Source organism: Adlercreutzia equolifaciens (assembly GCF_029076695.1).
GTDB classification, from domain to species: Bacteria; Actinomycetota; Coriobacteriia; order Coriobacteriales; family Eggerthellaceae; genus Adlercreutzia; species Adlercreutzia equolifaciens_A.
In genome coordinates this window covers 311,855-325,568 of the sequence record NZ_JARFIK010000002.1, presented here as the reverse complement: position 1 = coordinate 325,568, position 13,714 = coordinate 311,855, and the positions used below count along the sequence as shown (strand labels likewise).

The following is a 13,714-nucleotide window of genomic DNA, read 5'->3' as shown; positions in this document are numbered from 1 at the left end:
ACAGCAGCCCTACAGGTTGAAGCCCGCCGCCTTCGCCATAAGGTCGAACAGAGCATCGTCGGAAAGATCCAGCTTAGGTTCCTCAGTAATATCGCGCAGGATATGCACGGTTACCACGGCCTGGCCCACCAGCATGCCGGCCCCGTCGAAAGTACGGCATCCCGCCGCCCGAGCCGCGGACACCAAGGCCGTCTCCCCGTGACTGTAGACCACGTCGAACACCGTCTGGCGCGCCGACAGCAACGCCGTGTCGAAGGGGGCGCCATCGCCCTCGTTCATGCCCAAAGGCGTGGCGTCCAGAATGATGTCGGCCGCTGCAATGGCCTGGCGCGAGGTGTCGTAGCTGCCGTACTTGAACTCCACCTGACGGTACACGTCGGCAAAGCTCAAGTGATGCTCCTGAAACGCCGGCATATCCACCGTGCGTCCCACCAACGCTCCCAGCTCGTCCACGTAGGTGCGCAGCACGTCATGGGCCCGGGGCACCGCGCGCCCCACCAGCAGCACCTCGGCCGGTCCCGCCTGGGCCACGGCATGGAGAATGGACAGCGACGTGGGACCCGTGCCGCACACCACCACCTTCTTACCGCGGAAGTTGACGCCCTCGCGCTCCAAGTAGGCCACACAGCCCTGGCCGTCGGTATTGTAGGCAATAAGCGTGCCGTCCTTGTTCACCAGCACGTTGGCCCCGTGGGCCAACTGCGCCGAGGCCGCCTGCACATCGGCGGCGGCGAAGGCCTCGGGCTTGTAGGGCGTGGTGATGTTGATGGACAGGAAATCCCGCTCCTTCAGGAAGGCCTCGGCCTGGGCAACCTCGGGAAGATCCATAAACCCGTAATGCCACGGCAACCCCACCGACTCGAACACCGCGTTGTACATGACCGGCGATTTCGAATGGGCGATAGGATGCCCGAGGATGTACAGGTTCTTGGTCATAGCGTTCTCCTTGATCAGCGCCGATGGGCAGTTACTCTTCGTGGGCCGGTGCGGGTTGCGCCCTTACCACCGCGGCCGCCGGCCGTCCGGGAATCGCCTCAGGGCCGGACACGCCAGCGTCCGCCGTCGCATTCACCGCCGGCTCCGGCTGACGGTCGCCCAGAATGGCAGATTCCAGCACCCGCAGCACCTTCGTGTGCTTCAGATCCTGTTTCACCAAAGGCTGCAGCATATAGGCGGGCAGCCCGGCGCAGTGGGCACCCAGCACATCGGTGGTCAGCTGGTCGCCGATGACCACGGTGTCGCTCCGCCGAGCCCCCAGCTTGCGCATACCGGCGAAAAAGGCCGGCGGCAGCGGCTTCATAGCTTTGGCCACCAGGGGCAGTTCCATCTGCGCGGCGAAATCGTGAGCGTCGGCGTGCCAGTTGTTGGACACCAGGCAGAACTGAACGCCGGCCGTGCGGGCACGTCCCAGCCACATCCCTACATCGCGGGGCACCGCATGGGTGTCGCGGGCACGGATGGTGTTGTCGATATCGAGCAGCACATGGGTATACCCCGGCGCCAGCAAATCACGCTCGATGTCGATATCGGTTATGCGCGAGAAATAGCGCTCGGGACTCCACAGGGCCATAGTCTCCCCCGAACGCAGCCCTAGGCGGCGTCGTTGTCGGCAGCCCCATCGGCCGCGTCACCAGGATGCTTCGCAATGGCCGCCTGATGCTCTTCGTAGGTTTGGCTGAACACATACTGCAGGTTGCCATCGGCGTCGTTGTAGAAATAGAAGAACAGGTCGTCGCCTTCGGCGGGGTTAAACGTAGCCATCAGGCACTCGAGGCCCGGCGAGCAGATGGGCGTAGGCGGCAAGCCCTCGTGCGTATACGTGCTGTAGGGCGTATCGGCATGCACTTCGTCAGCCGAAGGATCGTGACCTACTTCGTAGGCAGTGGTGGCGTCAGACTCCAGATAGGGATGATCGGAGGCCAAGCGGTTGTAGAACACGCGCGCCACCCGAGCGCGCACCTCCTCATCGCCGCTCGACTCCTTCTCGACGACGGAGGCCAATTTGACCGCATCGTAGAACGAGAGCCCTTGACTGGCCGGGTAGCTGTTGGCGAAATCATCGAACAGCGAAGCGGTCTCGATGCCGAACTGGGTGAGCATCATGCGCGCGACGGCGGCGGCATCCATGTCATCAGTGACCGCATAGGTTTTCGGGAACAGGAAGCCTTCAAGGGAGTTCGTGCCCACCGATTCCAGAAACGGGAACTCGGCGGCATAGACGCTCGCATCGGCCGTGACGGCCGTGAAATCCTCGGCAGAAATGCGGCCGCCCGTAGCCTCGGCCACCGCATCGGCCGTGGCCGCCAGGGTCAGCCCCTCGGGCACGGTAAGCGTGTCGCCCGCCGCCGCCGGCCCCGCCATGATAGCCCGCACCAGCTCCTCGGCCGTCATACCGCCCTCGAAGGTGTAAGTGCCCGGAATAAGCGCAGAAGCAGCCTCGAGGCGCGTCACCTCGCTGGTGAAGTCCTGGGCCGAGGGAACGAGATGGGCTTCCGCCAGGGCCTCGCCGATGGCCTGAGCGCTTTCGCCCTCGTCGATGGTCACCTGCGCCGTTTGGCCCGCTTCCAACAACTGCGGCTGCTCGGCCGTGCAGCCGCGCACCGCGAAGAACACCACCGCAGCCACAATGATAAGGGCCACGACGCCCAGGAAGATCACCGGCTTCATATCGCGCTTCGGCACGATGGCGCTGGTGTCGTAGGTGCGGAATTCCTTATCGCCGCGGGCGTGGGCCGCTCGGGCCGCCCGCGTGGGATGCGAAGAGTAGGTGACGTTCTTGTTATGACGAGCCAAGAGAAGGCCTTTCTCGCAAAGCACCGGCACCGCCGGCGGGCAAGCCGAGGCCCCTCATGCCAGAACGCCCCTAGGCTCGGGCGCGCTCATCGAGCCACGACTGCAGAAACAGACTTGCGGCTATCATATCAACCTTGCCGCGCATGGACCTTTCGTCGTAGCCCTTTTCACGCAAAATGCGTTTGGCCTCGGCGGAACTCAAGCGCTCATCGGCGAAAACATGGGGAATGCCGCACGCAGCGCTGATGGCGTCGGCATTCTGGCGGATACGCGCCGCCTGGGGCCCCTCCTCCCCCGCCAGCGTGCGGGGCAGGCCGCACACCAGCAGCTCCGGCTCCCAGTCTTCCAGCACGCGCTTGAACGGTTTGGCGTTGGCCAGCACTTCGGCCGCCGGCAGCACGCACACAGGACTGGCCACCCGCTCTCCCGGGTCACTGACGGCCACACCCACGCGCACCTCTCCGATATCGAGCGCCATAACCCGCATGGCCTAGCGCACCTCCAACATCTTGGCGCGCAGCTCGGCCTCCATGCGACGCATCTCCGTCTCGGCCTCGGCGCGCTTGGCGCGGCCCTCGGCCTGGATCTTCATGACCTCGTCGAAGGTTTGGATGAGATTCTCGTTGGTGACGCGCAGGGTTTCGATGTCCACAATGCCCCGCTCGGACTCGCGCGCCACGTCCACCGTGGACTGCTTCAGCTTCTCGGCGTTCTTGCGCAGCAGTTCGTTGGTCATATCGGTGACAGCGCTTTGGGCGCGCAGGGCCGCCTCGTTGTTGGCCAGGCCCAGGGCCAGCACCATTTGGCTCTTCCACAGCGGAATGGTGTTCACCAGGGTGGTCTGGATCTTCTCGATCATGAGCATCTCGTTGTTCTGCACCAGGCGAATCTGCGGCGCCATCTGCATGGCCACGGTGCGGGAGAGGTCGAGATCGGAGAGTTTCTTCTCGAAGCGGTTGCAAGCGGCAGCCAGCTTCTGCACCGCCTCGGCATCTTCAGTGGATCCGGAGGCCTGAGCCTTCGCCGACAGCTCGGCCAGCTCGTCCTCGCGCACCTGGGCCAGGCGCTGGCGGCCGGCCAGCAGGTACATGGTCAGCTCCTTGAAGTAGGTGAGGTTCAACTCGTAGAGCTGGTCGAGCATGGCCGCATCCTTCATGAGCGTCACCTGATGGCCCTCCAGGGCCTTGGCAATCTTGTCCACGTTGGCCTCGGCGGCATCATAGCGAGCCTTCAGCGCCACAATCTTGTTGGCCTGGCGCTTGAACAGACCGAAGAAGCCCTTCTCCTCATCGTCGGTATCGAAGCTCTTCAGCTCGGTGACCACATTCGCAATAAGGTCGCCGGCCTCACCCAGATCCTGAGTGCGCACCTTCTCCAGGGCCGTCTCGGAAAACGACGCCATCTTCTTCTGGGCGCCCGAGCCGAAGGTGAGCACCTGTTGGGAGTTCGCAATGTCAATTTGCTCGGCGAAGGCCTCCACCTGGGCCAGCTCCTCGGCCGAGAGCGAGTCGGCCAGCGAGGGGGCTGCCGGTTCCGGAGCGTCCGTCTCGATGATGGCGGCCTCAGTCACCTCCTCCACCGGGTCCAGAGTCAGCTTCGGCGTAGGAATGTTATCGAGGTTCTTCAATTCGTCGTTCATGGGGAATCCTTTCGGAAGAAGGGGAAACAGGGAGCGTTCTCAGAATGGTCTAGGGTTTGGCGTCAAAGGGACCGTCGGTCAGGCCCTCCTGGGCCAGTAGAGCGTGGAGCACCGAGATGTCGGCGGACACGTCCATGTTGAGCTCCTGGAAGGTGTCGTCGAGCAGTTTTTCGAAGGCGCTGTTGAGCACGTCGAGGGTGTGCTCGATCTCGCGACGCGAGGAGGCGATGTTCTCGCCCTGGACGGGCTGTTCCTCCAGGGCGTCATAGGCTTCGAGCAACTTGAGGGTGGTTGGCAGATAGTAGTCGTTCAGGCGGTCGAGCCCGGCGATGACCTTCGGCTCTTCCTCGGCGCGAGCCAAAATGCGCGCCGTCACTTCCTCGAGGGCGGTCACCTTCTGGCTTACCGCGGCGTCGTCAATGCGGGCGTTGAGTGCGGCCATCTGCTGCAGCGCGCTCTGGCCGCGATCGATGAAGGCGCGCTCGGCAGGGCTCAGACGATCGGCGCGCGCCTGCTGGGCAGCTTGAGCTGCCGCCCGGGCCGCCTCCTCGGCAGCGCGCGCCTCCGCGGCGGCCTGCTGATCGGCCAAAGCCTGGCGCTGTGCCTGCTGGAACTGCAAGTATTGATGATAGGCGCTGTCGGTAACCATAAGCGTTTGGTTGTTATCGTCCAGGCGTCCTTCGGGCAGATAGCCGCCCTTGATGAGGCGGCGCACCGTCGAAAGCGTTGCCTTGGGCGAAAGCTGCAGACGTTGAGCCAGCTCGTCGATGTTGCACACCTCGCGATTGCCCATGATGCGCTTGAGGGCCTTGAGCCGCGACGCCTTGCGCAAGCAGCTGATACCGAGACCGAGCACCGCTGCCGCTCCGGCCGTCAGCAGCCCGAAGATTACCGCTGTGGCAATGCCCGCAGGCACGGCCGTCACTCCCATAACGAGTCCCGTGATGGCTGCCCCACCGAAAACAACCGTGCCCGCGCCGCCGGCAGCAGTCATAAGCGCACCGGAAGCGGTGAGGCCCCAGGACGAGCGGAAGCGCTTCTTGGCCCGAGCAAGCGGCTGCCCGGCCGACGCGTAGGCCGCCCGATAGGCCGGCGACGCCGTTGGCGAACCAGCTGCCGGAGCCGCGCCCGGCGCGCCCGACTGCGGCCGATACGCGGTAGGAGCGCCCGACGCGCCTCCTTGCGACCGATAGGCCGCCGAGGCCTGCGCCGCTTTCCGAGCCTTCTTCTGGGCTTTCTTCTGCGCCTTGCGTTTCGCCTCCAGCTCCTGGTAGGCCTTAAGGTTCTTCTCGGGCGACTGGCCCAAAGCCTCGGCCGCCCCGTCGGCGGCCTTATTCACCAACTGGGCAAACTGCGAGAACGCCTTGTCCACCGACTGGCACATTTTCTGGAAGTCCTTGGCCGACATGCCCGGAACCGGGCTTTGGGCGCCGGGACGCGACGCATCGGACCAACTCGCGCTGCTGCGAGCTGCGTCCGCCGACGCGAACTCGTGCGGCGTCTCGTACACACTCTCTGGTCCGGGCGTCTGTGGCTGCGGCGCCGACTGCGGCCTTCCCCACCCGTCGACAGGCCGCTGAGGGCCAGACGAAGAAGGGTACGGGGAATCCATGTGCGCTCCTAACCGCAAGCAGCCTTACGCTGCGACGTTATAACTTCCCGCCATCTTACCACGCGGCCCCAACACCCCTTTAACGCTCCCCCATGCTTCCACGCAATGCGCACCCGCAAGCATTGCTCTATCCCCAAAAAAGGCTCTCCTACAAGTTTCTCTTGAGCCGCAAAAATTACCTCGCTACTCTTAGGGCACCTTCATCAGCGTGAGCAGCTTAAACACACCACCAAACGTAGAAGGGACCCCCATGATTAACGAGCTGACTCCCCAAGACACTTTTTACGACTACTACCATCAATGGGTCGCCATGTACAAAGAAGGAGCAGTGCGCGACGTCACGTTGAACAAGTATCGCCTCACCTGCTCGTGGCTCAAACGACTAGCTCCTGATTTGGCCCTCTGCGAGCTCAACCGCATCACATACCAAAAGCTGTTGAACGATTACGCCGAAAGCCACGAACGGCAAACAACGATGGACTTTCACCATCAGCTCAAAGGAGCGGTTCTAGACGCAGTGGATGAAGGGCTCGTCGAGCGCGATCCAACACGAAAAGCCATCATCAAAGGCAAAGCTCCTCGGGCGAAGAAGCAAAAGTACCTCAACCAATTCGAGCTTCACCGACTCTTGAACGACCTCGATTTGGGAACAGAGGTTACCTGGGACTGGATGATTCTTCTCATAGCAAAAACCGGGCTGCGTTTCTCGGAAGCTATCGCGCTCACGCCCGATGATTTTGAGTTTGGACGGCAAGTTGTATCGGTCAACAAAACCTGGGACTACAAAAATGGCTCAGGATTTGTGCCAACGAAAAATCGCTCTTCTGTCCGTAAAGTTCAGCTTGATTGGCAGTTGGTCATCCAATTCTCGGAGCTCACCAAACGGCTTCCGCAGGATGAACCCATCTTTGTCCGCGGAAACGTGTACAACTCCACCGCCAACAGCATTTTGGAACGACACTGCGTTCACGCTGGCATTCCTGTCATTTCCGTGCACGGCTTGCGCCATACTCACGCCTCACTTCTGCTCTTCGCGGGGGTATCAATCGCGAGCGTAGCCAAACGTCTCGGCCACGCCAGCATGAATACGACGCAGAAAACCTACTTGCATATCATCCAGGAACTTGAGAATCAAGACGTTGACCTTGTCATGCGGTCAATCTCCAGCCTAATCTAACGATACCCATCACTCACGCTGATGAAGGGTGATGAGGGAGTCGAGCCGTTGGAAGAAAGAGCCGATAAGACGCTGTTCTTTCCAAGAACACCACGCTAATTCCCACTCGCCGTACTCAATGGCATTGATGCCAGGTTGCCCTGAACGCTGCGATGTTATCTCGACAAACTTCGCATAAGGCTCTGTCAGTGTCTGTTGATAGACAAACTCAGGGTCTGCATCTTGACTCAATCGGGCACGAATAAGAAAGCCAGCGTAAACAATCCCTCCGTCATCATCCCTGTTCAAATATGTTTTTCCTACGCTTGCGCCAGTCCGCGCAAAGACGATGTCGCCTTTCTGTAGATACGAATCATCACCAATGCAGAACTCAGGATCGGGTGAAGTCAGGTCCTCGTTCAGAAATTCATGCGTTTCATCATCGATATCTGTGATTCGCAAATATTTAATTTCACCGTCATAAGGCACGGCCGAGGCGCCCACGCCATACTGAAGGTGCTGCGCAACTTCCCCCAGCTTACGCTGTTCCCAAGCAGTTGCACGCTGGCGGCTATGAAGTGCGGCTCGTGGGTATACCGGTTGTGCCACCTTGCCCGACAAACAGTGGAGTATTAACTGCAACGCTTTCTTGGGAACAGCGTAAGCTGGGGGAGGTCGGGTTTACGACTTCAGGTGTCGGGTTTCCTGATGCCGAACAAGGCGGAGAAAAAGGAGTTCCTTTCTTCAAAGTCTCTGACATGAATACGCCCGGAAATGAGCGAGTTCTTATTCACTCCAATAACTATGTGACCGATGAACAACTATCTCGAATGGGCTGGCGCCCAGTGTCTCAAGTGCCAGCGATTTTTTTTGCAAAAGTCGGTGCAGCTGTAATGCTTAATAGAAAGCGGCTGGTAAATGAGCCGTTTTTGTTGGACAACAACACCATGGCTTTCTCGATGGACGTTGATTCCATCGACCCAGGCTTCGGGCAATCATTATTTGAGAGACTGGACTTTACAAGTCTAATTCAAACTGGGGCACTGCCTTCTTATAACGGATCTGATGTTGAGGGCATGCGCGTTTGGATGCCAAACGAAGTTCCTGAGCAACAAGCCATAGGCTCTTTCTTCCAGCGGCTTGACTCGCTCATCACCCTTCATCAGCGTAAGTGATGAGGGAGCCTTTACAGATCTATGCCTCCTTCTAGCACGAAGCGCTTGAGCAGCCCATGAGCCTTCATTTTTGTTTTGAACGACGGGATCGGCGTACCTTCAGCAGCTGATAAATACTTTCTCGCAAGATCAGTGTCGACAGTATCGACAAGCTTATCGAAACGCCCGAACTCGTTCAGGCTGGCCTCATCGGGAGCCGCTTCTAGCAGTTCCGCCAATAAGGCCCCGTCGACTCCAAGCACTTGAGACGCTTTGGCAATCTGAACATCCTTGGCATGACGCTGATATTCCGTCACGTAATCGCGGAACGTTTTGCCCGGATCAACGAACACGTCACCGCTCTGCACATCGTGGATGAACAAGGTTGCGTACTTCTGCTCTTCTTGGCTTAAACTCGCAAAGCTCTTATGCAGAGCTGCCAAGGCAGCCTCGGCCGCCTCGGCGTTTGAGCCCTCAACCTCCAGCTCCTTCAACCACTTGGTGAAGTTCGCATTCATATAATCCTGATCGATCTTAGTAGTGTCGATCTCCATTAGATGCCCGCTCAGATCATAGGGGATCGAATCGCCAGGACGCTCACCCGTGCCCCGCGGCTCCAGCTCCTTGTAGCGTTGGGCAAAAATAAGATAGTCGGCTTCGCTACACAGAGAAAAAATCGCCTCCCCATCGTAAGCCAGAGCATCTCCGCCATTGGGCACATCCTCAATCGACACATCTTCGCTCAACCGACCATCAACGTCGAAAACGTACAATTCCTGCTCCCAAGTAAAGCCCTGCACCTTGCATGCATCAAGCAGCATGTTAAATTCGCGAAAGAGCGAGGCGAACTTACCCTTGGCCTCAGGCGCGTCAGGCAATCGAGAGAAATCGGCCACGCCGTTGTCTTCGAACACCGCGACGATATCCTCGTACACCAAGTTCAGTGAGATCAGATTCTCCCTCAACTTCGGAACAAACAGATCGAGTGGCTTGTCGCCTGAGTACAGCGCCACTGCCTCTTCGATGTTTTGCTTCATGGTGTACGGCCTACGATAGTAGCGAATGGTGCCGTGAGGCTTTTCGCTCTCGTTGAACAGTCGATTCGTTCGACTGAAAGCCTGAATAATCATTTCATAACGCAGCATCTTGTCCAAATACAGCGTGTTCACCCATTTGGAATCGAAGCCCGTGAGCATTTGGTCTACCACAATGAGCAAGTCGAGCTGCTCTTCCGGCTTCTTATCGATGCCCAGGTAGGGGCGCTTGTGAGCCAGACGGTTCGACACATCCAGCTTAAACGACGCCCACATAGGCAGCGAGTACTCTTTACCGTAGCGCTTATTGTAATCGTCGATCACTTCAGCAAGCGCGTCCTGTTTTATGAGCGCCTTGTCTATCTTCTCAGCCTCATTGTCAATGGAAGGATCAACGAGCACGGTCACGGCAAGCTCTGGCTTTCCCTGCTTGAAAAGCTGATAGTAATCGAGTGCCTCGGGAATGGAATGGGTGGCAAAGATACCGTGGAACTTGCTGAATCGACTGAACTGCATCCAATGTCTCAGTATGTCGGCGACCACCTGCCGCTGATGCTCGGTAGGTCGATCCTGATCTGGCGTACCATACTGCGCCTCGGGCACCATAGATTCAACGCCTTTGCACGGTTTCCCCTCGCCATCGAGCGTCGGCTCCATAGGAAGATCCATGACGTAATAGTATACCTGCTCCCGGCGAGGATCGCCTCGCACCTCTTCGATACTGCTAGCCTTCGCTTCAGCCAGGGCCACCTCATTACGAAGCTCGAAGGGATCAAAAGTACTTACCGGGTACGTGTCGAATCCGAGTACGTTACCGTCACGAATGCCGTCGGCGATACTGTAACGGTGCAGGCAATCGCCGAACACGTCGCTCGTAGTACTGAGACCCTTCTTGTTCTCATCCTGAATAGGCGTACCGGTAAACCCGAACATCAGAGCCCCGGGGAACGTCTTGCGGATAGTCTCCATGTTCTTGCCAAATGTGGAGCGATGGCATTCATCCACAATGAATACGAGACGCTTTTTGCGAATAGCCTCCAAATCTCGCGCGCTCAGCGCATCCTCGTCGATATTGCCCATTTTCTGAATTGAAGTGACAATGAGCGTATCAGACGGATCGTTGCTCCTCAGTTTAGCCTTCAGCACATCGGTGCTCTCCGTTGCCTGCACCGATTCCGACTCGTTGGCGAAAGAGCGGTACTGCTCTAGCGATTGCGTACCCAACTCGATACGATCAACTAGGAAGACCACCTTTTCGGCATCTTTTGAGTTGGCAATAAGCTGCGCGCACTTGAAACTTGTCATGGTTTTGCCGCTGCCAGTGGTATGCCAGATATAGCCGCCCTTCAAACCGCGCGCTCCCCACAACTTATCGCGATTCACCACCGTCACGCGGTCGGAGATGCGACTCGCCGCGAAGTACTGATAGCTGCGCATCACCTTCAGCACGCCATCCGAATCATCGGCTACGGTGTAATAGCCGATAAGCTGATGGGCCATGGGGATGCTAAGCAGGTATTTGATAACGTCATTCCACCGGTTAATGGGCTCGTTGTTGTAATCAGCCCAGTGGAACATGAACTTCTCGTTAAAGGCGCCATCGGGCCCCGGGTTGGCAAAGTACTTCGTTTCCTCGGGGTTCATCGCAACAAAGATCTGAACAAGCGAGAACAAGCGCTCAAACACACCCTCATGCGCGTACTTCTGGATCTGCCCCACGGCCTGGGAAACCGGCACGCCGCTTTTCTTGAGCTCGATATGGAACAGGGGCATGCCGTTAATGAGCAGCATAAGATCGCCCCGGCGGTCGTGTCCCAATTTCGACTTCGACGGAAAAACAGGCTGCTGAGCAATTTGGTAGCGCGTGCTTCCTCCGGCAATTTCCGCAGGATGAAAGATACGCAGCGCCACGTCGCGCCCAATATGAAGGCCGTCTTCGGGATTGTCTCGCTTGATAACAATCTCGCGTCCGTTGATAAGTTCGTTGATAGCCACTGGCGTCCGCTCGGCCACCAACTTCTCAATAATCTGCCGCATCTCGCCCTCAGTGAGCGGCACATCATTCAGACAATCGCGATGCTTGTTGTTCTCAAAGAGGATGGAGGCCCAGTTGTCGATAAGATCCTGCTCAGTTGGGTACTTGAGCACTCCCCCAATATCATCCCAGCCGTAGGCTTTGAGCGTTTCAATGACCGCTTCTTCGAAGGCCGACTCGCTGTCGAACACCATTGAACATTCCTCCTATTTGTTCAGCTTGAGCAAACCCTGATTAAGGGGGACGGCGGGGTCGCAAGGGGAAGATATGCGCTCGAACATGGCGATCAATCCCGATAAATCCATGTCCTCTGCTGCGGCCCTGCTCGCCTCGTCGTTTTCCTCGCCCGAAACGAGCCGCCAGTCCAAATCAAACCCAGCGTCATGGCACAGCAGCGTCCAAAAAAGCCGCTGCGTTCGACCATTGCCCTCGCGAAACGGATGTATGAAGTTGTAGTTGTCGAAGTGGTAGGCCAACCGCTGAGAAAACTGCGATGTCGAAAGGCCCTTAAGCATGTCGTCTTTGCGTAACTCGTCCTGTGCCCAATCGAACCCCATCGGAATATTCGGAGACGGAAGGAAGAATTCTGACCCCTCACGACTCTTCCGTATTTCGACAGTGCGCGGTTTCCCGGCCCAATCATAGATATCCCGAAAAAGCCACTGGTGGATACGCAAAAAATCGTCCATCGAACCCGTGACGCAGAAGGGGAGTTCTTCTAGAAACTCACTCGTACGCATAGCGATAAGTTCACCTTCGGCATTGCGCAGTTCATCATATGTAGAGGCCCCGACAAGATTCCTCAGAACGCCCGTGGCTGGATCAATGTACGGATCCACGAAATCAGCCATGAGAGACTGCCTTGCCCTCAACCGTCCAACGGCGCTTTGTTCGCCGCATGAGCTCCTCGATGGAAATCTCTCCTGCTACATACTCGTCAGCATCCTCGCGAAACTCAGCAGAAACGTACGCGCCTTCCATTTCGCCCGAATGGATGGCTTCAGCAATTACCCGTTTACGATCCATGGCAATCTCCTATCTAGGCACAGCGTAAGTATCAAACGAACATCTTCTCAAGTAAAGCCTGCTTGAGATTCTTTAGCACATCAAGCTCACGCTGATGAAGGGTGATGAGGGAGTCGATCTTGGCGAAAAGCGCGCCGATGGCCTGCTGTTCGGCCAAGATCGGCAATCGAAGGCTCGATGTCGCAAGATCGTCGTTGTAAAGATGGACGACTGATTTCCCCTGCGCCTTTCCTGCAAGCTCTCTATGCTGAACGCCATTGGAAATGCTGAGGGCAAGAAACACCGAATCAAGGTTCGCATCTGGTAAAACAACATTCAAGCCTCCTCCCAACAAAATACCAGGTGAGAGCACAGCTGTAGCGATAGCAATGTCTTCTGCGGTTTCGCCAGAGGATGGAGTTATCACCTCACACCCAGTACTAACAATAGAGCCATCGGCCTCATCGGCGAAGGTGTCGACACTTGTGATCGCAAGTTGGTAGGAAGTATAGAGGCGGCCATAGTGGATAAATGGGGTTCCTTGCTTTTTGATATCGGATTTGGAATAACCGACGCCTTTGGTAAAGCCAGCCACCTCCCCCAGCTTACGCTGTTCCCAAGGATCGGTGAAGCCCTCGAAGCGAATCTCAGGTTCACTTTCCCCTTCTTTCGGAAACATCTTTTCCAGCAGCGATTGTTTTACGGTCTTGAGCTTGTCGTGCTTACGCTGATGAAGGGTGATGAGGGAGTCGAGCTTGGCGAAGAGCGAGCCGATGGCCTGCTGCTCAGCAACCGCCGGTACGGGTATTTCCTCTTCAAGAAAGTCCGATGCAACAAGATTGTGCATCATCGTTGACGCTTTCGTGGTCTTCACCAGCACAGGACGCATTATCTTCTCGAGATTGATAGCGTACTTCCAGTACAGAAGATCATACTCACCTTTTGGTGAAAAAACATCGAAGATATGGGAAATAATACCCGGCCCGATGGTGTTTTCGACGAATCTTCCATACATGAAATCCTTGCTATGGTGTCCCTCGAACGCAATGTCCCCTAGCCTCATGATATTGTAGGTTTGCAGATAGTCTTTTCCGGAAAATCTCTGCTCCGGATTGAACTTCATTGTGGCGACGGAGATAATGCGATCCCCTTTGATCGTCCCGTCGTTTTTCTCTGATGATCGAGCATACATCTCCCCTAGCTTACGCTGTTCCCAAGGATCGGTGAAGCCCTCGAAACGAAGAGCCGGCATGCAGGCGTTTTCCGACTTACGCTGATCATCCATG

Annotated in this window: 13 protein-coding genes; 2 read left to right on the top strand and 11 right to left on the bottom strand. The window is 57.5% G+C overall.

The window, feature by feature from the left end; all coding sequences use genetic code 11:
• Positions 1-9 precede the first annotated feature (9 nt).
• From PZH32_RS07210 to PZH32_RS07185, 6 genes are all read right to left on the bottom strand, one after another.
• The gene (locus tag PZH32_RS07210) at positions 10-936 is read right to left on the bottom strand and encodes a shikimate dehydrogenase family protein (protein WP_275207230.1); all 927 of its coding nucleotides are present in this window, start codon (positions 934-936) and stop codon (positions 10-12) included.
• A gap of 31 nt (positions 937-967) precedes the next feature.
• Positions 968-1,570, bottom strand: coding sequence for a YqeG family HAD IIIA-type phosphatase (locus tag PZH32_RS07205; RefSeq protein WP_275207228.1), 603 nt, complete (start codon positions 1,568-1,570; stop codon positions 968-970).
• 20 nt (positions 1,571-1,590) lie between these two features.
• Positions 1,591-2,793: an endolytic transglycosylase MltG gene (gene mltG / locus PZH32_RS07200; protein ID WP_275207226.1), complete on the bottom strand. Its 1,203-nt coding sequence runs from the start codon at positions 2,791-2,793 to the stop codon at positions 1,591-1,593.
• A 70-nt stretch (positions 2,794-2,863) separates the two neighbouring features.
• The gene (gene ruvX, locus PZH32_RS07195; RefSeq protein WP_275207224.1) at positions 2,864-3,280 is read right to left on the bottom strand and encodes a Holliday junction resolvase RuvX; all 417 of its coding nucleotides are present in this window, start codon (positions 3,278-3,280) and stop codon (positions 2,864-2,866) included.
• 3 nt (positions 3,281-3,283) lie between these two features.
• Positions 3,284-4,432 (bottom strand): toxic anion resistance protein, encoded by a 1,149-nt coding sequence (locus tag PZH32_RS07190; protein ID WP_275207222.1) that lies wholly within the window; start codon positions 4,430-4,432, stop codon positions 3,284-3,286.
• Between the two features lie 49 nt (positions 4,433-4,481).
• Complete coding sequence (locus tag PZH32_RS07185) at positions 4,482-5,942, bottom strand: 5-bromo-4-chloroindolyl phosphate hydrolysis family protein (protein ID WP_275207220.1); 1,461 nt, start codon at positions 5,940-5,942, stop codon at positions 4,482-4,484.
• Positions 5,943-6,294: 352 nt separating this feature from the next.
• On the opposite strand from PZH32_RS07185, the gene PZH32_RS07180 reads away from it, so the two are divergent.
• Entirely contained in the window at positions 6,295-7,221 is a 927-nt protein-coding gene (locus PZH32_RS07180; RefSeq protein ID WP_275207218.1) for a site-specific integrase, read from the top strand.
• Between the two features lie 9 nt (positions 7,222-7,230).
• Here PZH32_RS07180 and PZH32_RS07175 read toward each other — a convergent pair whose 3' ends face one another.
• Entirely contained in the window at positions 7,231-7,809 is a 579-nt protein-coding gene (locus PZH32_RS07175; protein ID WP_275207217.1) for a hypothetical protein, read from the bottom strand.
• Here PZH32_RS07175 and PZH32_RS07170 point away from each other — a divergent pair.
• On the top strand, positions 7,788-8,375 hold the full coding sequence (locus tag PZH32_RS07170) for a restriction endonuclease subunit S (protein ID WP_275207215.1): 588 nt from the start codon (positions 7,788-7,790) through the stop codon (positions 8,373-8,375). The genes PZH32_RS07175 and PZH32_RS07170 overlap by 22 nt on opposite strands.
• A gap of 11 nt (positions 8,376-8,386) precedes the next feature.
• Here PZH32_RS07170 and PZH32_RS07165 read toward each other — a convergent pair whose 3' ends face one another.
• From PZH32_RS07165 to PZH32_RS07150, 4 genes are read right to left on the bottom strand one after another with little or no spacing between them, the layout of a single operon-like run.
• Positions 8,387-11,617 carry a type I restriction endonuclease subunit R, EcoR124 family gene (locus PZH32_RS07165; RefSeq protein WP_275207213.1) on the bottom strand — a complete coding sequence of 1,077 codons (3,231 nt, stop codon included), beginning with the start codon at positions 11,615-11,617 and terminating at the stop codon, positions 8,387-8,389.
• A 12-nt stretch (positions 11,618-11,629) separates the two neighbouring features.
• Positions 11,630-12,274, bottom strand: a complete 645-nt coding sequence (locus PZH32_RS07160; RefSeq protein ID WP_275207211.1) for a Fic/DOC family protein — start codon at positions 12,272-12,274, stop codon at positions 11,630-11,632.
• A complete protein-coding gene (locus PZH32_RS07155; RefSeq protein ID WP_275207209.1) occupies positions 12,267-12,449 on the bottom strand; it encodes a hypothetical protein in 183 nt (60 codons plus the stop codon). The genes PZH32_RS07160 and PZH32_RS07155 overlap by 8 nt, the downstream gene beginning before the upstream one ends.
• A gap of 31 nt (positions 12,450-12,480) precedes the next feature.
• On the bottom strand, positions 12,481-13,713 hold the full coding sequence (locus PZH32_RS07150) for a restriction endonuclease subunit S (protein ID WP_275207208.1): 1,233 nt from the start codon (positions 13,711-13,713) through the stop codon (positions 12,481-12,483).
• Between the last annotated feature and the right edge of the window lies 1 nt (position 13,714).